At 58.7% G+C, this 19417-nt stretch carries 19 protein-coding genes, 1 other RNA gene and 1 pseudogene; 7 read left to right on the plus strand and 14 right to left on the minus strand.

The window, feature by feature from the left end; genetic code table 11:
• The first annotated feature begins 1 nt into the window (after position 1).
• Complete coding sequence (locus ACIOVB_RS19505; RefSeq protein WP_401270470.1) at positions 2–1459, plus strand: amidohydrolase family protein; 1458 nt, start codon at positions 2–4, stop codon at positions 1457–1459.
• 117 nt (positions 1460–1576) lie between these two features.
• On the plus strand, positions 1577–1945 hold the full coding sequence (locus tag ACIOVB_RS19510) for a glyoxalase superfamily protein (RefSeq protein ID WP_187676623.1): 369 nt from the start codon (positions 1577–1579) through the stop codon (positions 1943–1945).
• Between the two features lie 227 nt (positions 1946–2172).
• Here the strand turns inward: ACIOVB_RS19510 and ACIOVB_RS19515 are convergent, their stop codons facing one another.
• Together ACIOVB_RS19515 and ACIOVB_RS19520 are read right to left on the minus strand one after the other, a co-directional pair.
• Positions 2173–2538 carry a DUF6124 family protein gene (locus ACIOVB_RS19515; RefSeq protein WP_187676624.1) on the minus strand — a complete coding sequence of 122 codons (366 nt, stop codon included), beginning with the start codon at positions 2536–2538 and terminating at the stop codon, positions 2173–2175.
• Between the two features lie 415 nt (positions 2539–2953).
• A complete protein-coding gene (locus tag ACIOVB_RS19520) occupies positions 2954–3970 on the minus strand; it encodes an AraC family transcriptional regulator (protein WP_401270475.1) in 1017 nt (338 codons plus the stop codon).
• A gap of 193 nt (positions 3971–4163) precedes the next feature.
• On the opposite strand from ACIOVB_RS19520, the gene ACIOVB_RS19525 reads away from it, so the two are divergent.
• Together ACIOVB_RS19525 and ACIOVB_RS19530 are read left to right on the plus strand one after the other, a co-directional pair.
• Positions 4164–4409 (plus strand): FitA-like ribbon-helix-helix domain-containing protein, encoded by a 246-nt coding sequence (locus ACIOVB_RS19525; protein ID WP_401270478.1) that lies wholly within the window; start codon positions 4164–4166, stop codon positions 4407–4409.
• On the plus strand, positions 4406–4825 hold the full coding sequence (locus tag ACIOVB_RS19530) for a type II toxin-antitoxin system VapC family toxin (RefSeq protein WP_401270481.1): 420 nt from the start codon (positions 4406–4408) through the stop codon (positions 4823–4825). Before ACIOVB_RS19525 ends, ACIOVB_RS19530 begins: the two co-directional genes overlap by 4 nt.
• A gap of 90 nt (positions 4826–4915) precedes the next feature.
• Here the strand turns inward: ACIOVB_RS19530 and ACIOVB_RS19535 are convergent, their stop codons facing one another.
• Positions 4916–5779 (minus strand): methyl-accepting chemotaxis protein, encoded by an 864-nt coding sequence (locus tag ACIOVB_RS19535; RefSeq protein ID WP_401270513.1) that lies wholly within the window; start codon positions 5777–5779, stop codon positions 4916–4918.
• Positions 5774–6835, minus strand: a pseudogene (locus tag ACIOVB_RS19540) (methyl-accepting chemotaxis protein); the annotation flags it as partial. The gene ACIOVB_RS19535 and the pseudogene ACIOVB_RS19540, both read right to left, overlap by 6 nt.
• Positions 6836–7079: 244 nt before the next feature.
• On the opposite strand from ACIOVB_RS19540, the gene ACIOVB_RS19545 reads away from it, so the two are divergent.
• Both ACIOVB_RS19545 and ACIOVB_RS19550 read left to right on the plus strand, forming a co-directional pair.
• A complete protein-coding gene (locus tag ACIOVB_RS19545; RefSeq protein WP_401270484.1) occupies positions 7080–7751 on the plus strand; it encodes a histidine phosphatase family protein in 672 nt (223 codons plus the stop codon).
• Entirely contained in the window at positions 7748–8587 is an 840-nt protein-coding gene (locus tag ACIOVB_RS19550) for a phosphatase PAP2 family protein (RefSeq protein WP_401270486.1), read from the plus strand. Before ACIOVB_RS19545 ends, ACIOVB_RS19550 begins: the two co-directional genes overlap by 4 nt.
• Here the strand turns inward: ACIOVB_RS19550 and ACIOVB_RS19555 are convergent.
• The 4 genes from ACIOVB_RS19555 to ACIOVB_RS19570 form a co-directional block, all read right to left on the minus strand.
• Complete coding sequence (locus ACIOVB_RS19555) at positions 8569–10008, minus strand: ArnT family glycosyltransferase (protein WP_401270489.1); 1440 nt, start codon at positions 10006–10008, stop codon at positions 8569–8571. The genes ACIOVB_RS19550 and ACIOVB_RS19555 overlap by 19 nt on opposite strands.
• A gap of 69 nt (positions 10009–10077) precedes the next feature.
• Entirely contained in the window at positions 10078–10665 is a 588-nt protein-coding gene (gene rimJ / locus ACIOVB_RS19560; RefSeq protein ID WP_401270491.1) for a ribosomal protein S5-alanine N-acetyltransferase, read from the minus strand.
• 246 nt (positions 10666–10911) lie between these two features.
• A complete protein-coding gene (locus ACIOVB_RS19565; protein WP_401270494.1) occupies positions 10912–11283 on the minus strand; it encodes a DUF6124 family protein in 372 nt (123 codons plus the stop codon).
• A gap of 197 nt (positions 11284–11480) precedes the next feature.
• Positions 11481–12407, minus strand: coding sequence for a hypothetical protein (locus tag ACIOVB_RS19570; protein ID WP_187676634.1), 927 nt, complete (start codon positions 12405–12407; stop codon positions 11481–11483).
• A gap of 241 nt (positions 12408–12648) precedes the next feature.
• On the opposite strand from ACIOVB_RS19570, the gene ACIOVB_RS19575 reads away from it, so the two are divergent.
• A complete protein-coding gene (locus ACIOVB_RS19575) occupies positions 12649–13689 on the plus strand; it encodes a DMT family transporter (RefSeq protein WP_401270497.1) in 1041 nt (346 codons plus the stop codon).
• A gap of 108 nt (positions 13690–13797) precedes the next feature.
• On the opposite strand, the gene ssrA is transcribed toward ACIOVB_RS19575, so the two are convergent.
• From ssrA to ACIOVB_RS19605, 6 genes are all read right to left on the minus strand, one after another.
• Positions 13798–14189: a transfer-messenger RNA gene (gene ssrA, locus ACIOVB_RS19580) on the minus strand.
• Positions 14190–14285: 96 nt separating this feature from the next.
• Positions 14286–14561, minus strand: coding sequence for a hypothetical protein (locus tag ACIOVB_RS19585; RefSeq protein WP_401270500.1), 276 nt, complete (start codon positions 14559–14561; stop codon positions 14286–14288).
• A 206-nt stretch (positions 14562–14767) separates the two neighbouring features.
• On the minus strand, positions 14768–15049 hold the full coding sequence (locus ACIOVB_RS19590; protein ID WP_401270503.1) for a hypothetical protein: 282 nt from the start codon (positions 15047–15049) through the stop codon (positions 14768–14770).
• 130 nt (positions 15050–15179) lie between these two features.
• Complete coding sequence (locus tag ACIOVB_RS19595; protein ID WP_401270506.1) at positions 15180–17990, minus strand: FAD-binding and (Fe-S)-binding domain-containing protein; 2811 nt, start codon at positions 17988–17990, stop codon at positions 15180–15182.
• Positions 17987–18658, minus strand: a complete 672-nt coding sequence (locus tag ACIOVB_RS19600; RefSeq protein WP_401270508.1) for a lactate utilization protein C — start codon at positions 18656–18658, stop codon at positions 17987–17989. The genes ACIOVB_RS19595 and ACIOVB_RS19600 overlap by 4 nt, the downstream gene beginning before the upstream one ends.
• Positions 18658–19417: lactate utilisation protein LutB domain-containing protein (locus tag ACIOVB_RS19605; protein WP_401270510.1), on the minus strand; the 760-nt coding region annotated here is incomplete at its 5' end. The genes ACIOVB_RS19600 and ACIOVB_RS19605, both read right to left, overlap by 1 nt.

A 19417-nucleotide genomic window follows, 5' to 3' on the forward strand; every position in this document is an offset into this window, starting at 1 on the left:
CATGCAATACGACACGCTGATTCGCAATGCCCTGATCATCGACGGCAGCAACACGCCCGGTTACCGCGCCGACGTGGCGATTCTCAATGGTCGCATCGAGCGAATCGGCGACTTGCACGACGCCACCGCCAGCGAACAAATCGACGCCGCCGGCCGCGTGCTGGCGCCGGGTTTTATCGACGTACACACCCATGACGACACCGTGGTCATCCGCCAACCCGAGATGCTGCCCAAGCTCAGCCAAGGCGTGACCACTGTGATTGTCGGCAACTGCGGAATCAGCGCCTCACCGGTCAGTTTGAAAGGCAATCCGCCGGACCCGATGAACCTGCTCGGCACTGCCGCAGCGTTCGTTTATCCACGCTTCAGCGATTACCGCGCGGCGGTCGAAGCGGCCAATACCACGTTGAACGTGGCCGCGTTGATTGGGCACACGGCACTGCGCAGCAATCACCTCGACGATTTGTTTCGCACCGCAACGGCGGAAGAAATCAGCGCCATGCGCGAGCAGTTACGCGAAAGCCTTGAGGCCGGTGCGCTTGGGTTATCCACAGGCCTGGCCTACGCCAGCGCCTACAACGCTTCCACCGATGAAGTCATGCAACTGACCGAAGAGCTCACGGCATTCGGCGCCGTTTACACCACCCATCTACGCAGCGAATTTGCACCAGTGCTGGAGGCAATGGACGAGGCGTTTCGCATCGGAAAACACGCACAGTCACCGGTGATCATTTCCCACCTCAAGTGTGCCGGAGTCGGTAACTGGGGGCGCAGTCCGCAGCTATTGGCATCCCTTGAAGAAGCGGCGAAAACCCATCCGGTCGGCTGCGACTGCTATCCGTATGCAGCGAGTTCATCGACGCTGGATCTGAAGCAAGTCACCGACGCCCACCGCATCACCATCACCTGGTCGACGCCGCATCCGGAAGTCAGCGGCCGCGACCTGATCGACATCGCCGCCGAATGGAACCTGCCGCTGCTCGACGCCGCCAAACGCCTGCAACCGGCGGGTGCGGTGTATTACGGCATGGACGAGGCCGATGTAAGAAGAATCCTCGCGCATCCGTTGTCGATGGTCGGCTCTGACGGACTACCGGAAGACCCGTTCCCGCATCCACGTTTGTGGGGCGCTTTCCCACGGGTGCTCGGACATTTCAGTCGCGACGTCGGGCTGTTTCCGCTGCACACTGCCGTGCACAAGATGACCGGTCTGTCGGCCGCGCGATTCGGGCTGAAGGAAAGGGGTGAGATTCGTGAAGGACACTGGGCCGATCTGGTGTTGTTTGATCCGGCGACCGTGCGTGATGTGGCGGATTTCAATGACCCGCAACGCGCCGCCCAAGGCATCGACGGCGTTTGGGTCAACGGCGTTTTGAGTTACCGCGATGGTCAGGCAAGCGGTCGAAGGGAAGGGCGTTTTCTTGCGCGGCAGGGCGATTTGCGTGATGGCTTTTGTTAACGTTTCGCGCAGTGCGTCACAGTGGTGGCACATTGCGATTAAAGAAAGCCATCAACAAGCCGAATTGCTGACATCCGCCCAGCTACACTCTTGGGCCAATCAGTCAGGGAGCACCCCATGAGCTTCGGCAAAACCACCCCGATCCTGCGGATTTTCGATGAAGCCAAAGCCGTAGAATTCTACGTCGACTTCCTCGGGTTCAAGATCGACTGGCAGCATCGTTTCGAAGCGAACTACCCGTTGTATCTGCAGGTGTCGCGGGGTGAGTGTGTGCTGCACTTGTCCGAGCACCATGGTGATGCGACGCCGGGGTCGGCATTGCGGATTGAGACCGATGAGCTGGAGGCGTTTCAGCAGCAATTGGTGGCCAAGGACTACAAGTTCTCGCACCCGCAGATTCAGGCGATGCCATGGGGCAGCCAGGACATGACCATTGCTGATCCGTTTGGCAATCGGTTGGTGTTTACCAATGCGATCAGCGTCTGAGCTGGAAAAACCCCTCACCCTAGCCCTCTCCCGGAGGGAGAGGGGACTGATTGGGGGATGCTTGAGAAGTACGCCGACCTGAAAGTGATTGACCGAATCCATAATCGACCGGGGCGTTCAGGTCGATGTACAGCGCAAGACACCTCGGTCGGCCCCCTCTCCCTCCGGGAGAGGGCTGGGGTGAGGGCCGCTGCCAAACCCGTTCTGCCTGACAGCGGGTTTTTTCGTTACTCGGTCGGCACTAACTTATCCAGCACTCGATTGACCGCCAACTCGGCCAGCATCACCACCTGAGCGATGCCTTGCAGGGTCTTGCGGTGCGTGCCTTCAACCATTGCCACATGGTTGTGCAGCAAAACGATGGCCGAGCCGAGGGTTTCACTGGCGTCCGCGATCAGGGATTCGGTGTTGGCCTCGGGGTGTGCCATGTACAGGGCGTTGGGTTTGTAGGGCGCAGCCATGATGGCGGCGGTCGGTGGGCCGAGATAGTGGTCGAGGGCACGTTCGGCGGCGTCGTGGAATTTCTTTGAATCGGGCGATTCGTAAGGAGAGCCCGGGTCGGTGACCGGCGGGTTAGGCGTTGGTTTGAACATAAGCTGTGTTCCCTTCATTGAGCCCCAACCCTTTGCTACTAAACGAAGGGGTGGCAGCTGTACGCAGGTTAGTAGACCGGGGAACTCAGCTTAAGCCGGCGCGCCGAAGCGCCCTACGTACAGCCACCATAAAACTCAGGTACGCAAGCACCTGTGATGAATGTACGACCAAGCGAATTACCTCGGGCTACTAAACCCGATCACTGGAAATCAGTGACGGACTCAAGTTACCGATGGGCTACGGGGCGCACAAGCCGGCGGATTCTGGCGTAGGCGTAGGCAGCGGCGCAAGGATTTGTAGGCTTTCGGGCGTAACACTGAGTGTCTTTAAACGGCTAGGGTGGAATGGGTTTATTGCGCTACAGAGATTGAGGATTTGCCTGTCGGAATTCGGGCGGCGAAGAGGCCCGAACAGTCACCCTCGATGCATCTGCCGAAACTCGCCGGGCGGCATCCCGCGCCGACTCTTGAACGTGCGATGAAACGAGCGCGGTTCGGTAAACCCCAGATACTGCGCAATGTCCTGGATGGGCAGATTGCTGTTGAGCAAGTAATGCTCAGCCAGTTCCTGACGCAGATCGTCAAGAATCTGCTGATACGACGTCCCCGCCTGCTGCAATTGACGCTGCAACGTACGCACTGACACTTTGAGCTGCCCGGCCACTTGCTCCTTGCGCGGCAAACCCTCCTTGAGCAACTGACGCAGGATGTTTTTCACTCGCTGCGCAAGCGACGCGTCCTCCAGCGTCGCCATCAACCCCATCGCATGCTCCTCCAGCGTGCGCAGCAATTGCGCATCGGCCTGGCGCAACGGCAATTGCAGATACGCCATCGGCACAATCAGCGCCGAATAAGGCTGATCGAACAAAACCGGACAACCGAAAAACGCTTCGTACTGCGCCAACGTCGTCTCGGCCGGGCGCGAATGTTCCAGCCAGACAGCGGCAGGCGACACCTGCGTATCAGCAATCCAGCGCGCATAGTGCAACCACGAACCGAGCACGTTTTCCACCAGATGCCGGCGAATCCGCGGGCGCTGATAGCGGCAGCTCCAGATCAGATGCACATGGCCGTCCTGCACCTCGGCGCGACTCACGCCCATGTCGCCCACCAGTTTTTCGAACGGCATGATCCGGCTCATGGCATCGCCCAGCGTCGCGCAGTTCATGGTGATGTAACCCAACACGCTCCAGGAATTGGGCAACACAAATTTCGCCGCGTTAAGCCCGAACAACGGATCACCCGAGTGTGCGCAGAAATAATCGAGCAACTTTTCATGGGCCTCACCCGGCAAGCGCAGGGTGTTGTCGCTCAACTGCTGCGGCTGCAACCCGGCCGCCGCTAACGCCGGCTCAATGGCCATGCCCAAATGCTCGGCGTGGCGCAGGTATTTGAGCAGCGGCGGAACAGAGGTGAAGCCGAGCGATTGCATGATCGTCATTCCTGGATCAAGGCGCGCGTGAGCGGATGAGTGCCTTGAAAGGTAGTTGCAAACCATGGCTGAAGTAAATTCCCGGCGTGGAATCCGGTGAGGCTGCTATGCGCCGCCGGGAAGATTGCCGGATTTGAGCATGATGGGATGTGCTAGCCTGCAATCAATGATTTCATTGATTGCAGGGGGCGTCATGGCCAGCATCACGATTCGAAACCTCGACGAGAAGCTCAAGGAGCAGTTGCGCATCACCGCTGCTCATAACGGGCACTCCATGGAAGAAGAGGCTCGCCTGATTCTGGGCAGAGCGTTGGCGACTGTTGATCGCGCCGGTGGACTTGGCAGCCGGATACGCAACAGATTCAGCGATGTGGACGCAGTGGAGCTGGAACTACCAAAGCGTTCAGAGAAAGCCACCGGGGTGGATTTTTCTGAATGATAGTGCTCGATACCAACGTTCTTTCAGAGTTTATGCGAGCCGAGCCTGCAGCTCGGGTGCTTGATTGGGTGGATGCGCAGCCAGCGATGGATCTGGCAATCAGCGCCGTCACCGTGGCAGAAATCCTCCACGGCATCGCACGCCTGCCTTCTGGCAAGCGCAAACAAAAACTTGAGGCGCATGCCATGGCCATGTTCGAAGAGGACTTCGCCGGGCGCATTTTGCCGTTCGATGCTCACGCCGCCGTCGAATACGCGACACTGGTTGCTGATTGCGAAGCTAAGGGCCGCGCGGTGTCGATGGCTGATGCGCAAATAGCCGCCATCTGCCGAGCGCATGGCGCATCGATTGCCACTCGTAATGTGAAGGATTTTGCGTTCAGCGGTGTTGAAGTCATCGATCCGTGGGCTAGCTGACGGCTTCTGTTGCTGTTCAATAGCGCTCACAAAAAAGCCCGCTATCACACCCAATGGGTTTGGTAGCGGGCTTTTCAGTTGCCGGCCAAGTCAGACGCGGAAGTGGCTCACCATCTGCTGCAACTGACCACCCAACCGCGCCAGTTCAACACTGGACGCTGCGGTTTCATCGCTGGCGGCGGCGGTTTGTTCAGACACGTCGCGCACGTTGATGATGCTGCGGCTGATCTCTTCGGCCACGGCGCTTTGCTGTTCGGCAGCGGCGGCGATCTGCTGGTTCATCGACTGGATGTTCGACACCGTGCGAGTGATGTTTTCCAGGGAGACGCCGGCCTTGCGGGTCAGGGCGACGCTGCTGTCGGTCAGGGCGCGGCTGTTGTTCATCACGGCCGAGACTTGCTGGGTGCCGTTTTGCAGACCGGCGACCAGGCCTTCGATTTCTTCGGTGGATTTCTGGGTACGCTGGGCCAGGCCACGGACTTCGTCGGCGACCACGGCAAAACCACGCCCGGCTTCACCGGCACGCGCCGCTTCAATGGCCGCGTTGAGCGCGAGCAGGTTGGTCTGTTCAGCAACAGCCTTGATCACGTCCATGACGCTGCCGATCTTGTCGCTTTCCTGTTGCAGCACGCTCATGGCTTCGGTGGAACGCGCCACTTCGCTGGCCAGACGCTCGATCTGGGCAATGGCTTCATTCACAACCTTGTCGCCTTCACGGGCTTCGCCGTCAGCTGCCGCTGCGGCTTGCGAGGCTTCTTCGGCGTTGCGCGCGACTTCCTGCACGGTGGCGGTCATCTCGTGCATGGCGGTGGCGACCTGATCGGTCTCGACCTTCTGGCTGTTCACGCCGGCACTGGTCTGTTCGGTCACGGCCGACAGTTCTTCAGCCGCGCTGGCGATCTGGGTGACGCCGTCGCGGATGCCGCTGATCAGGTCGCGCAGGGTCACGCCCATGCGGGCGATGCCTTGTTGCAGCACGCCGAGTTCGTCGCGGCGGGTCACGGTGACATTCTGGGTCAGGTCACCGCTGGCGATGCGCTCGACCACGGCCAGGGTTTCTTGCAGCGGACGGGTGATCTGACGGGTGATGATCACGGCGGCAATCACACCGACCAGCAGGGCCAGCAGGGTGCTGATCAACTGGAAGGTGCGCGCCTGGGCGCTTTCGATGTCACGACGGTCAAGCTGGATCTGGTACAGCTGCTCGCTCAGGCTCACGATGGTGGTGCCCTGATCGGTCATTTCCTTACGTGCCTGCACGGCTTCGCTGTTGGCGTTTTTGTACGCCATCAATGCGCTGCGATAGTTGGTCAATGCCGTTTCCAACTGACGCAGAGCGTCTTGCTGGGTATCGGCGAAGCGCACGTTCAGTTGCTTGAGGCTGGCGATTGCCACGTCGATCTGGCCGATGGCTTTCTGCTCGGTTTCGGCATTGGTGCTGGCGGTGTAGCCGCGCACTTCATAGCGCGCGAGGATGAATGCTTCCTTGGCGGCGGTGATGGCCTGGAACTGTTCGAAACGCTGCTCGCTCAAGTCCATCTGCTGGACGCGCTTGCTGATCGACTCGATCAGGTTGTAAGCGGCGTCGGCGTTGGTACCCATGACGTCGCGGGCGCTGTTACCGGTGCGGTAGGCGTTGCGCATTTTGTTCAGGGACGTCTGGTACTCGGCGATGGTCGCCGCCTGCGCCTTGAGCAGTTTGACGTTTTCCGGGCTCTTGAATTTGCTGATCAGCGCCTGCTGCTGTGCGGCGAAGCTTTCAAGGGTGGTCTGCACATTCTGCGCGGCGGTTTCGTCGCCGTTGGTCAGCATGTATTGCAGGCGCACCACGCGCAGTTTGGTCAGGCCAGAGTTCAACTGGGTGATGTCGCTCATCCAGTTGCTGCGGTCAATCAGGCCGCCCAGGCTCGTCCAGCCGGTCAGGGCCAGGACGCAGGTCAGTGCCAGGACAAGGCCGAAGCCCAGCCCCAATTTCATGTTCACGCTGATGTTGCCGAACCAGCTATTCATCACAATTCCTCCAGGAACGTTGTGCTTCTTGATCGTCGGTCAGGCTGGAAGATTGTTGTTTTTTTGAGCCAGCAAGGGTGTTAGCAGGTTTGTATCGGCCGCAAACCCGAGAGCTGAAAGGATTTTGTCCGACAGAATTTGTAACAAGCTCATCCCAAGATTTTTTTCACAAGGGTTTCACCGGCTGCCTACGCGGACATCGGTAGCTTCGCCGCATCGAATGACAAGTGATGGCGGCTTTTCTGTGGAATTGAGACTGAGTCTGTTCGGCGTCAAGCGCTCGGTTGACCTGAGTGGTTTTGCGCGCTTTCGCAGCACCTGGGTGGTGCTCGCAGCATCGATACTGGTGCTGCCGCTGACCTTATGGCTGCTGGCTCCGGCGGCGGTACCGGATCTGGCCCACGGCAATGTCGCCGGTGCGCAGGCGTTGGCGGCAGGGTGGGCCAAGGGTGACATGATCGTGCTGGTGCGCCATGTCGAGCGTTGCGATCACTCCAAGGCTGCGTGCTTGAGCGGCCATGACGGCATCACCGACCGCTCGCGCAGTGTCGCGGTAGCCGTTGGCGCGCAGTTCGAGCATTTGGGCCTGAACAACGCTGACATCTATAACAGCCCGGTAATGCGTACCGTGCAGACCGCCGGTTACATGTTCAACCATGCCGCCAGCGGCGAAGACTGGCTGATCAACTGCAAGGGCCGCATGTTGCAGGACGCACTCGCCCACAAGATCCCCGGTCGCAACCTGATTCTGGTGACCCACAGTGAATGCATGGCACAACTGGAAAAAGACCTGAAAGTACCGACATCCAATCTAGGTTATGGCGCTTCACTGTTTGTTTCCGCTGCCAGCCCGGCGGCTCCAAAAATGATCGGCTTTATTGAAGCCTCCGACTGGCGCACGGTGACCATCCGATGAAATCACGTTTTTACGCTTACAACTTCGGTATCCCGCTGGTCTGCGCGGCGCTGGTGTTCCTGATGTTCGACATGACCAAGATCGATATCGCCTTCAGCAATCTGCTATTCGATCCGCTGACCCAGAGCTTCCCGCTCGACAAGATTCACTTCTTTGAAAAGCTCACCCACAAGTGGGCGCGGATCATTCCGAACTGGACTGCCGAAATTGCCCTCATCGGCGCGATGCTGTCGGTGGTCTGGCCGTTGGTCAATCCACAGAAACGTCCGCGACTCGGCGCGTTTCTGGAACGCAGTAAAGTCGCGCCAGTGCTGCGATTTGCCGCTGATCATCGTAGGGATTTTCTGTTTGTTGTCGTTGCTTTCGCGGTGTGTACCGGGGTGATCCATTTCCTCAAATCCCACACCAGCGTTTACTGCCCGATCGAGACAACGTTGTATGGCGGCAAAATGGCCCACATCGAGTGGTACAGCAATTTCCAGCTGTTCCACGAAGCGGGTAGTGGCCGCTGCTGGCCGGGCGGACATGCATCCGGCGGTTTCACCATGCTGGCGTTGTATTTCGTGGGGCGCCGTTACCAGTGGCGTTTTTCCAGTGCGCTGTTGTGGGGCTCGTTGTTGCTTGGTTTCGTCTACGGCACGACGCGGGTTCTGCAGGGGTGGCACTACATGTCCCACACGTTCTGGGCCGGAATCTTTGTGTGGCTGGCATGTTTGCTGACGGCGCTGGCGTTTTATGGGCGGGCACGGTTGCAGTTACCGGTGTTGCACAAGCCTCAGCCGCCTGATTACGCCGCCAAGCCGCTATCTGATGGGCTTCAGTCGCTGACGAAGTAATACGCCTGGCGCCCGACCATCAGGGTCTTGAGCACTTTGAGCGGTGCGGCGGGAATGCTGTCACCGGCCATCACCACTACGTTCGCAGGCGCGGCCGCGAGGAATTCCCTCAGTTGCGCGTCGGTGTCCAAGCCCCTTAGCACCTGTTGGGTGTAGAAAACGCTGGCGCCGCCGACCCGTTCATTGGCTTGAAACAATGCGACCTGATGCCCTTCGGCTTGCAGCTTCTGAATGTGTTCGGTCAGCGGCAGGAACGACAGTTTTTTATCGGCATGGGGCAGCGCCCAATGCGCGGCGGCGAGATAACTGGCGATCACAAGGGTCAGTACACCGGCGCCCAGTGCCTGACGATGACGCGCGATTCTTCCGATAAATCGTTTGGTGCTTTCGTACTCTTTCAATCGCTCGAACAACACGCCCGCATACTCCGCAGCAATCACCGCAGCCGCTGGTGTCATCGACATCAGGTACACCGTGCGCTTGCTTGAGGCCAGGGTGAGCATGATGAATTGCGCAATTATCCACAGGCTGAAAAACAGCAGGTAACGATTGGTCTTCAACTGTTTACGGAAATGCCACAGCCCCAGGTACACCAGAACGTTCCACGGCAGGAACGCTTCGGGCAGTTTGGCCAGGTAGTAATAGAAAGGCTCGTAGTGCCCGGCCTCGACGAACGATCCGCTGAAGCGACCGACGCTGTTGGTCAGCAACACTTCTTTTACCGCTTGCACACCGCCGTGTTGATAAAGAACGACGAGCCAGATCAGCAGTGGAATCAGCCCTGCCAAGGTGAGCAATCCCGGGCGCAGCCAGTCGCCGATCTTCAGACGTCTGTCGATCAGGTTATCGGCCAGCAGATAAGCAAAAATCACCACCCCCGGCATGGCCAGTCCCAGCACACCTTTGCTCAAGGTGGCGATGGCAATCCCGACGACAAACAGCAGCGAATTGCCCGCAGTTGATGCGCGTTGCGCCTGGAAAAACGCCAGCAGCGCTGCCGTCACGCCGAGCGCCAGCAGCGCGTCCTCGCCAACCCCACGCACGTTGCTCCAGTAACTGGCCATCGTCGCCAGCAGAATCCCGGCCGTCCACGCGATGGCTTTCGGCCGTTCAAAGCGGCGCAGCATGCCGTAAAGCAACATTACGCTGAGCAACCCGGCCACCGCCGACGCCAGCCGCACCGCCCACGGCGAAACGCCGAACACGCGCATCGCGCCGGCATCCAGCCACAAACTCAGCGGCGGTTTCTCTAGAAATGGCTCACCGAACAGACGGGGCGTCACCCAGTCATTGTCCAGATGCATCTCCATGGCGATCCCGGCGACGCGGGCTTCGGTGGAGCCTTGCAATTGATGGTTGCCCAGCGCGAAGAAAAACAGCAGGGCAGCAAGTAGAAACAGCGAAGTGGCGGCACGCGACATGGGTTTCAGGCAACCGGAAGGGGCGGGAGGCCTGAGCATAAATCGCCATTGCTGAACAAATTGTGAACATCACCCCAGACGGCGCGACCAACGCTGATCTGGCGCTTCGAATGCCGGATTGACCAGCGCCGTCAGCACATGATCCTGCCAGCGCCCGGCGATGTTCAGATACGCCTTGGCATAGCCTTCCTGTTCGAAGCCCAGTCGCTCCAGCAATCGCGCGCTGCGCTCGTTGCCGGGAACGTAATTGGCCATGATCCGGTGCAGGTTCTGGGTATCGAACATGTAGCCGATGCCAGCCTCCAGGCCTTCCTGCATCAAGCCTTGGCCCTGATGCCCTTCATCAATGTGATAGCCCAGATAACACGCCTGAAACGCCCCGCGAATGATGCCGCTGAAGTTACACGCGCCGATCATCTGCTGGCCGTCCGGCGTCAGCAGGGCGAAATGCATGGCCAGCCCGGCTTCAAAGGCGCTGGCCTGGATGTCGAGGCGGCGGCGAATCTGTGCCGTGGAAAAGTAGTCGGTGGTGCGGATTGGCGACCACGGTGCGAGGTGACGTTGGTTGCGTTGGTAGAAATCACTTTCCAGCTCTGCTTGCTCCGGAGCAAGTATCGCCAGCGTCAGGCGTTGGCAAGGCAAAGTCAGCAGCGGCATCGGGCGCTCCGGTGGGCGAGAAGATTGCTGGCAGGTTCGCGCAATACCCAGGGTTCGGCAAGTGATGGAGAGCGGGGGGACGTTGAACGCCAGACAAAAAAAAGCCCGCGGGAGAGCCGCGGGCGAACCGTAGTTTCTTGAATGAGCGAGTGGACTGTACAGCTTCGGCTGAACAGCGGCAGTGAAGAAAAATTCATCTCGATGGACCGCTTCGATGCCGCTGCCGGCCTGTACAGACTTCGTGGGTCAGTGGCGAACTTCAGGGGTGGGTGACTCAGGCGATCCCTGTTGAGCGACCTGATCCCGTGCCCGGCAGATCACGATTTCGGCCAGCGCACTCAATTGCTTCATGACCACAGCGACATGGCGCTTGGAGCCATCGAATTCGTCGGCAAAGTTTGCACTGATGTCCACAAGGGATTCGAGCAGATCGCTGGCATGCGTGAGCAGGGTCAATGTGTCGACATCGTCGCGCACGCTGAGCATCTGCTTGAGGGGAACGGTGCGGCGGCGTTTGCGTGGGTTCGAACCGGTGGTGCCGGGTTGTTGTTGCGGGCCGGAAATTTGCGCATCGGCAGGTACCGGTCCAACAAGCGTAAGTCGGGTGATTTTTTTCATGACGTGGCTCCGTGGAGTGAACAATCTCTGCGGGGGCGGTCTGTCAAACCGTCCGCTGGAGGGCAGCGAGTCGTGGAGGGTAGCGCCCTGAAAATCGGTTCACCAGTTCATGAAAGTCGACGCGTGTTGAGGGAAATTTCCTAGGACGTGGAATGTAGGAAGCGAAAGTCGCTGGCTAACCACGTCCGGGAGGTTTTTCAGTACTCCGAGACTTTATCCTCGCGCAAGATCCATCCCGCTTCACCCTGTATCAACTTGTATTGAATCTGTCGCATCTTCCCTGTTCGCCCTGCGTTGGCATCCGCGCTGTCGTACACCGGAAAGCGCTGCACCAGCTTATTTTCCACCACCGAGAATGAATCCTCGCCCTGATAGCCCTCGGCTGTTTTCGGGTTGTCGCTGACCGGTGGCAGGTAGATTTCGCTGAGGGATTTTTTGTTGTTGGCCGAGTAGGCGATCAATTCGCCCGGCATGCTGCGCCCGGGAGGGCGTGTGAATACGTAGATCTCGGGGGAGCCGTCGTTATTCAGATCGGCGACTTCGGCGCGCACGATGTTGCCGTTGAGCGGGCGGGTGATCGTCGAGTTATCGATCTCCAGCCCTTTAGGCTCGATGCGCAAGGCGGGTTTGCCGTCGACCTCATCCGCTTTCACATGAAAGTCGATGCCCTGCAACGTCAGGTTCTTGTCGAAGGATTGGCTGTTATCCACAGCGTCGCCATTGGCGAGAACCAGGGAAATTTCGTAATTGGCCACTTCATCGCGCCGTGCCGCATTGCGCATGAGATAGACCTGAACCGTGTATTCGCTATCGGCGGGCAGCGAGCCAGTGAAGTGATGGCCCATGATCGAGCTGTTGAACAGGGCGTAATCAGCGCCTTTGGCGGTGACGTTGAAGTTGGCGGAATTGTTGGAGGTTTTAAAACCTACCGTCAGGATCTGCCCAGCCTTGGCGTTGAGCGTGTACTCGGCCGTTTTATAGCCCTTGATCGACTGTTTGAATTGCACGCTGCCATAGCCGCTTTTGTAGACGACTGGCTGGATCCTTGGAGGGTTCTCGCTGTTGGCTGCGTTGGCAGACAGTGAAACGAGGGCCGCCAGTGCGGCGCCGAGCCAGATATTCATGAGTGTCCTTGGGGTAATGGCCTGGGTGCCTCGAAGGATAGTTCCACAGGCGCGCCCCCGTCCAACCGCACCGTTGCTTAAATCTCGGTGGATTTCAGGGTGTGTTTGACGTGAGTCACACATCCGATTGGCCCGGCGATGAGGCGACAGTCAGTTGCGCATCGGCTGTTCACATAATTCTTACGCAAGCAAAGCTATGATGTTCGGGCATGTGCATTGGGCCAGACAGGGCGGCTCCATTATGAATTTGAATGTTCTCTACGCGTTGGCGGCTGCGGCATTGTTCGGCGCCAGCACGCCACTCGCCAAGCTTTTGGGGGTGGAGACAAACCCCGTCCTGTTGGCCGGGCTGCTCTATCTGGGAAGTGGTCTGGGGCTGGGCGTTGTTCGTGTTGTTCGCGATCGAGCGTGGCAGCGTTCAGGGCTAACGGCAGAGGAGTGGCCATGGCTGATCGGGGCCATTGTCTTTGGCGGTGTACTGGCGCCGACCGCCCTGATGTTCGGTCTGACTCGAACGACCGGGGCCACAGCCTCGCTGATGCTCAATCTTGAGTCGGTGCTGACGGCGGTGCTGGCGTGGGTGGTGTTCAAGGAAAATGCTGATCGCCGGATCGTGCTCGGCATGATCGCGATTGTCCTGGGCGGTGTCGTGCTGGCATGGCCACAAGAGACGGCGACGGCCCATGACTGGACGGGGCCGCTGGCGGTGGCTTTCGCTTGTTTGTGTTGGGCGATCGATAACAATCTGACCCGTAAAGTCTCGGCCTCGGACGCGCTGTTTATCGCCGGCAGCAAAGGTCTGGCGGCCGGTGTGGTCAATTGCTCTCTGGCATTGGTCATCGGCATGCAACTGCCTGCTGCGGGCTCATTGGTCTCAATCATGCTGGTGGGATTTCTCGGCTACGGTGTCAGCCTGGTGCTGTTCGTTCTCGCCCTTCGCGGACTGGGCAGCGCTCGCACGGGCGCGTACTTTTCCACGGCGCCGTTTCTCGGCGCGGTTATCTCGATCATGGTGCTGGGCGAGTCGGTATCGCTGATGTTCGTACTCGCGGCAGCGTTGATGGCCTTCGGTGTGTGGGTTCACCTGATGGAAAACCATACACACGAGCATCAACATGAACCGCTAGAGCACGACCATCGCCATACACATGACGAGCATCACCAGCATGAACATGACTTTGCGTGGGACGGCACCGAGCCGCACAGTCATCCGCATGGGCATTCCCCGATACGCCACAGCCATGCGCATTTTCCCGATGTTCATCATCGGCATCGGCATTGATTAGCTGAAACGAGAGGGGGAGTTTTGATTTTTGGGACGCTGCGAACTGAGTTGTCCAAACCCCAGATGCGACAAAGCCCGCACTGGGCGGGCCTTGTCGTTGAGAGTTGGTGGGCCGGGGGGATTTGAACCCCCGTCCGCCAGTACTCCGCTGTCGGTACTACATGCGTAGCCGTGTCTATTAAGTTAACCCTCAGCGACCCGACGGGCAGGGTGCTTTGGGCGAGTTGTGTAAGTTTTAGCCGCTTCGTCCACAACGTACTGCACGGCGATTCTGTTCTATATGACAATCATTTTGGGTTTACAGACATCCCCTGATGATTGCTGGACCCGAAGGTACCAGAAGGGAAGGCTAAGGCTGCTTACGCAGCGAGAGCGTATTCCCCGTAGGTTTCGTCATTGGCAACTATAAGAAGTTGCAACAGTGGATTTACGAGTTCTGTTACCAACTCGGCATGCACCTAAAGTTTCGCAACCGGCGTCGAATCCTAAACGGCCCCGAACTCATTGCTCAGTACATCTTGGTGAGCAACAAGCCTGCGCAGTGTACGCCAATCGGCGGACGAGGCCAACCCGAAGGTTGGCCTTGTGGTGCGTCATTTATTTGTAGGGCTGCGAACCTGTATTTTCTCGATTAGGTTCGAAGTGATCGAAACGCATTCCTTTTCATCCCCGGCTTTTTGAGCCGCTTCGGCTTTTTCCCGGGCAGCTTTGACGTTGTCGTCGGCATTTTCCGAAATGGCCGGCTGGCTGGTCTCGAAGTCCTTGATGATTTGAAGATTCCCGGCACAAAGGTCTTTGTCTGCCGCAAACACCGGCGACGTCAGCAGGGCACCAGCGATGAACAATCCAGCAATTGCAGAATGCTTCATAGGTATCTCCTAGAACGGTTGGTCTCGGTGCTGCCGGACGATCGGGCGGCTCTGCCGAGGTCGGTACAAGCCTCGTTTGTTTGGGGCTTGATCAATCGACTATAGCTGCGCACAGGAATTCGGTTTTTTTTTACATCTGGCTTGAAAAGGCTAGCTCACCAAACCTGAGCCGATGAAACCGACCAAACGGTTGGTAGGCCCATGGGTCACTTTTTGGTGTCACCGGTCGCATTTTGGATGTCCAGAAGGGTTCGCTGGGTTTCAACAAGGCATTCGTCGGTTTTGCCTTGGGACTTGAGTGCCTGTGCTTTGCTGACACTGGCCGAGACACGCGCATTCAGATCCGGGGACGTCTGGTACTGGGCCTTTGAGTTGTCGATTGTCTGCAAATTCGCATCGCACAGGCTGGAAGGCTTGCTATCGGCGAACGAAATGGAAGCTATCATCGAGGCAGTAACGAACAGACCTAACAGTACAGAACGCTTCATGAGTATCTCCTTGCACTGAGGAATCCAGACTTCGCTGACCGTCAAAGCGGGCCACCGAAAAGAGGACAAGCCCCGAGTGTTCGGGGCTTGTTCTGTGGACTGTCGTCTTGCTCAAGGGTTCTGTTTTTCTTCAGCAGGCCTTTGCCTGAGTCACCCGATCGACCAGGTAAACCAATCCGTGATAGTCGATCCCGCCATGCTGTGTCAGGCCGATTTCGCACGTCCGGCTGGTGGAAATTCCTTCGCTGCAATGCTGCACCGCGTCCTTGAGTGTGCGCAGCGAGTGGCTGTTCAGCTCTGGAGTGGTAAAGCCCTTGTCGCCTGCAAAACCACAGCAGTGAATGCCCTCCGGAATCACCACGTTTTTACTGCACTTGCGCGCCAGATCAATCAGCGCCTGGCTTTCGCCAAGGTGCTGAGTGCTGCAGGTGACGTGTACGGCAATCGGCGCTTCCTGTGGGGTGAAGTCCAATCGATCAAGAAGATGCGTACGGATGAAACGCACCGGGTCGTACAGGTCCAGGCGAACATCTCCCACATCCTGCACCAGTCGCAACGTGCACGGGCTGGTGTCGCAATAGATCGGATCAAGTCCCCCGCGACTCGCATGCAGCAGTGCGCTGATCAACTCCTGACGTTTGTGTTCGGCTTGTTCGGCATAGCCTTTGGAAGCGAAGGGTTGGCCGCAGCAAAGGTTGTCCTGATTGTCCGGGAAGACCACTTGATAACCAGCCTTTTCCAGCAATCCACGGGTTTTGTCGTACAGCGACATCTGCTCTTTATCACCCGCCGCCGGGCCCATGACCCGCGATACGCACGCGGCCAGATAGACCACACGCGGGCGCTCATCCGATACGCTCGGGCTGAAGCGAATGGCTTTCTCCGGCTGCGGCATGGCACTCGTCCAAAGCGGTACCTGACCTTTGGACAGGCGAGTCAGTGTTGCCGAAAGTTTCGCCAGACGCGGCGCACCCAGCAACATCCGCGCACCGTTGGCCACGTGCAGGGTGAAGCGCGCCCCTTGCAGGGTCTTGGCGAAATTTCCTTCAATCCAGTCAGCGGTTTTCTGATGCGTCGCGTGTCGGCCACGGAGCTTTTTCACCAGGTCTCCGGTGTTGATGCCTACAGGACAACGTTGTGCGCACAACCCGGTCGCCGCGCAGGTCTCGATGCCTTGATACTCGTAGGCTTTTTCCAGTTCAGTGGTATCGACGCCTGAACGTTTTTTCGCCTGAATGTCGCGCCAGATCACGATGCGCTGGCGTGGGCTGAGGGTCAGGCCTTTCGACGGGCAGACCGGTTCGCAAAAACCGCACTCGATGCATTTATCGACAATCTCGTCGGCTGCCGGCAGCGGCTTCAGGTGCTTGAGGTGGATCTGCGGATCTTCACTCAGCACTACGTCCGGGTTAAGAATGCCGCTCGGGTCGAGCAGGCGTTTGAGTTGCCACATCAATTGATAGGCATCGCTGCCCCATTCCAGCTCCACGAACGGCGCCATGTTGCGCCCGGTGCCGTGTTCAGCCTTCAGCGAACCGCCGAATTCCACCGCCACCAGTTGCGCGACGTCGTCCATGAACGCTTGATAGCGTGCGACTTCTTCCGGGCTGTTGAAGCCTTGGGTGAAGACGAAATGCAGATTGCCTTCCAGGGCGTGCCCGAAAAGGATCGCTTCGTCGTAGGAATGTTTGTCGAACAGTTCGATCAAGCGGTTTACACCGATGGCCAGTTGCTCGATCGGGAAGGTCACGTCCTCAATGATCACCGTGGTCCCGGTTTTACGCACGGCACCGACGGCGGGGAAGGTGTCCTTGCGGATTGCCCAGAGTCGGGCGTTCTCGACCGGGTCTTCGGTGAAGTCGACCTGTTTTTCCACCGGGAAGCCGCTGAGCGACGTCATGATCTGCGCCAGTTGTTCCTGTAGCAACGTGGAAGACGCCGCGCGGGATTCGATCAGTAACGCACAGGCATTATTCGACAGCTGTTGTACGAAAGAGGGCATGCCCGGTTTGTCCTGCACCGAGCGGAGACTCCGCCGATCCAGCAACTCCACCGCCGACACTGGTTGGCTTTTCAGTACGGTGACGGCGTTGCAGCAGGTCTCCACATCCGGGAATACGATCAGCGCCGAAGCCTTGTTCGGATGATCGATCACCGTGTCGTAAGTCACCGCACTGATGAAGCCAAGGATGCCTTCGGAACCCACCAGCAAGTGGCTCAAGATATCCACAGGGTCGTCGAAATCCACCAAGGCGTTGAGCGACAGGCCGGTGGTATTTTTCAGACGATACTTGTGGCGAATTCTTGCAGCCAGTTCGGCATTGGCGCGGGTCTCGCGGCCCAAAGTCGCCAAGCGTTCCAGTAGATCCGCATGGCTTGCGTGAAACGCCGCAACACTGGCGGCATCTTCCGTATCAAGGCGCGTGCCGTCTGCCAGTACCAGACGAATCCCGGCCAGCGTGTGATAAGTGTTTTGCGCGGTGCCGCAGCACATGCCGCTGGCGTTATTGGCGACGATTCCGCCGATTTTGCAGGCGTTGATCGACGCCGGATCCGGGCCGATCTTGCGCCCGAACGGAGCCAGCCATGCGTTGGCTTGTGCGCCGATCACTCCCGGTTGCAGACGGATTTGCGTGCCTTCGCCGCGTATCTCGCGAGCGTTCCAGTTATCCCCGAGCACGATCAATACGGAGTCGCTGATTGCCTGCCCGGACAGGCTGGTGCCTGCGGCGCGGAAGGTCACCGGGACACGGTCGCGCTGGGCGAGTTGCAGCAGCGCCACCACTTCGTCTTCAGACTCGACGCGGATCACCAGTTGCGGAATCAGTCGATAGAAACTGGCGTCGGTGCCGAAGGCCAATGTCGACAGCGGATCATCGAAGCGGCGATCCGAGGGAATCAGTTGTTGCACATCGCGCAGGAAATTCGCCGGTAACGTCATTGGTCCTCCAGAATCAGAACCACCAGGTCTTTCGGGCCGTGGGCACCGTAGGCCAGCACTTGCTCGATGTCAGCGGTTTTCGACGGGCCCGACACCAGCAAGGCATTGGTCGGCATGCCTTGCGCCCATTCGAATTCCTGCTGCACCTGATAGAAATTGTCGCGGATTTCGCTGGCCTTGAGCAGGGCGAAATGCACTGGCGGCACCAGGCTCATCAGCCGTGGTTCTTCGCGGGTCGGCCAGAGAATCAGGCTGCCAGTGGCGGCAATGGCGCCGAGGGTACCAGTGAGGCTGGCCGGCGTGTCGTTGAACAACTCGGCTTTCCATTCTTCCATCGGCCGGTCGTAGGATTTCAGTGCCGGCAGATCGGCATTGTTCGCCCAGTGTTGTGTGAGGCGTCGCCCGTGGGGCGTTGTTGGTGCGATCAACAGACTCGGCAACTGGCGGTCACGCAGCAATTGCGCGAGCAGCGCTGGCCACTCTTCGCCAGTGCTCAGGTGAATCTCGGTGTGTACCGATTCCATCAATTTGCGCAGTTGTGGAATGCGTTGTTCGGCGCTGTAGGTGTAAGGCTGGGTCACCAGTTCGATATCGAAGTTGTCGGCTATCGGCGTGGCGCCGATCAGGCTTTTACGTAGCTTGCCGAGGATATTTTGCTTGGCGCTCATCAGCGGTCTCCCTGTTTGGCTAGGTGCTCGCGGGCCATGTCATGCAGTGATCGGGCGGCGGGTTTCGGCGCACTGTGGTTCTGCGTCCACGGGCCGACGTTGCTCGGAGTGAGGGCGCGCAGGCGCGTGGCGAAGAAGCCGAATAGCCGATACAGCGTTGGCGAGCTGTTGAGCCTGGCCCAGGCGTTCCAGATGAAGCGTTCCTTGCGCGAATACTTGCTGCCCTGGCCGCGCATCACTTGATGTGGGCTGTCCGGGGCTTTGACGTTCTCTTCGCGTAGGCGACGCAACAAAGCAGGGATAGGAATTTTTACCGGACACACTTCGCCGCAGGCGCCGCACAAGGAGGAAGCGCTCGGGTGATCCGGGACTTTCGCCAGACCGACCATGTGCGGGGTGATGATTTTGCCGATAGGCCCGGGGTAAACCTCGCCATAGGCGTGGCCACCGATTCGGGTGTAGACCGGGCAATGATTCATGCACGCGCCGCAGCGTATGCAGTTCAGGGTCTGACGCAATTCGCTGTCGGCGAAGGCCTGGCTGCGCCCGTTGTCGAGCAGGACCAGATGCACTTCTTGCGGGCCATCGAGTTCATGATCCTTGCGTGGTCCGGAGATCATGTTGACGTAGGTGGTGATCGGGATACCCAGCGCCGAACGGGTCAGCAGCGACAGCAGCGGCACCACGTCGCGCAGGTTTTCCACGACTTTTTCGATACCGGTGACAGCGATGTGCACCGGCGGCACGGTGGTGGTCATG

It is taken from the genome of Pseudomonas sp. NPDC087639 (assembly GCF_044743385.1).
GTDB lineage: Bacteria > Pseudomonadota > Gammaproteobacteria > Pseudomonadales > Pseudomonadaceae > Aquipseudomonas.

Coding starts and splice junctions, on each gene's coding strand:
- ACIOVB_RS19505 (WP_401270470.1), top strand. CDS start 2: ATGCAATACGACACGCTGATTCGCAATGCCCTGATCATCGACGGCAGC.
- ACIOVB_RS19510 (WP_187676623.1), top strand. CDS start 1,577: ATGAGCTTCGGCAAAACCACCCCGATCCTGCGGATTTTCGATGAAGCC.
- ACIOVB_RS19515 (WP_187676624.1), bottom strand. CDS start 2,538: ATGTTCAAACCAACGCCTAACCCGCCGGTCACCGACCCGGGCTCTCCT.
- ACIOVB_RS19520 (WP_401270475.1), bottom strand. CDS start 3,970: ATGCAATCGCTCGGCTTCACCTCTGTTCCGCCGCTGCTCAAATACCTG.
- ACIOVB_RS19525 (WP_401270478.1), top strand. CDS start 4,164: ATGGCCAGCATCACGATTCGAAACCTCGACGAGAAGCTCAAGGAGCAG.
- ACIOVB_RS19530 (WP_401270481.1), top strand. CDS start 4,406: ATGATAGTGCTCGATACCAACGTTCTTTCAGAGTTTATGCGAGCCGAG.
- ACIOVB_RS19535 (WP_401270513.1), bottom strand. CDS start 5,779: ATGGGCGTGACCCTGCGCGACCTGATCAGCGGCATCCGCGACGGCGTC.
- ACIOVB_RS19550 (WP_401270486.1), top strand. CDS start 7,748: ATGAAATCACGTTTTTACGCTTACAACTTCGGTATCCCGCTGGTCTGC.
- ACIOVB_RS19555 (WP_401270489.1), bottom strand. CDS start 10,008: ATGTCGCGTGCCGCCACTTCGCTGTTTCTACTTGCTGCCCTGCTGTTT.
- rimJ (WP_401270491.1), bottom strand. CDS start 10,665: ATGCCGCTGCTGACTTTGCCTTGCCAACGCCTGACGCTGGCGATACTT.
- ACIOVB_RS19565 (WP_401270494.1), bottom strand. CDS start 11,283: ATGAAAAAAATCACCCGACTTACGCTTGTTGGACCGGTACCTGCCGAT.
- ACIOVB_RS19570 (WP_187676634.1), bottom strand. CDS start 12,407: ATGAATATCTGGCTCGGCGCCGCACTGGCGGCCCTCGTTTCACTGTCT.
- ACIOVB_RS19575 (WP_401270497.1), top strand. CDS start 12,649: ATGAATTTGAATGTTCTCTACGCGTTGGCGGCTGCGGCATTGTTCGGC.
- ACIOVB_RS19585 (WP_401270500.1), bottom strand. CDS start 14,561: ATGAAGCATTCTGCAATTGCTGGATTGTTCATCGCTGGTGCCCTGCTG.
- ACIOVB_RS19590 (WP_401270503.1), bottom strand. CDS start 15,049: ATGAAGCGTTCTGTACTGTTAGGTCTGTTCGTTACTGCCTCGATGATA.
- ACIOVB_RS19595 (WP_401270506.1), bottom strand. CDS start 17,990: ATGACGTTACCGGCGAATTTCCTGCGCGATGTGCAACAACTGATTCCC.
- ACIOVB_RS19600 (WP_401270508.1), bottom strand. CDS start 18,658: ATGAGCGCCAAGCAAAATATCCTCGGCAAGCTACGTAAAAGCCTGATC.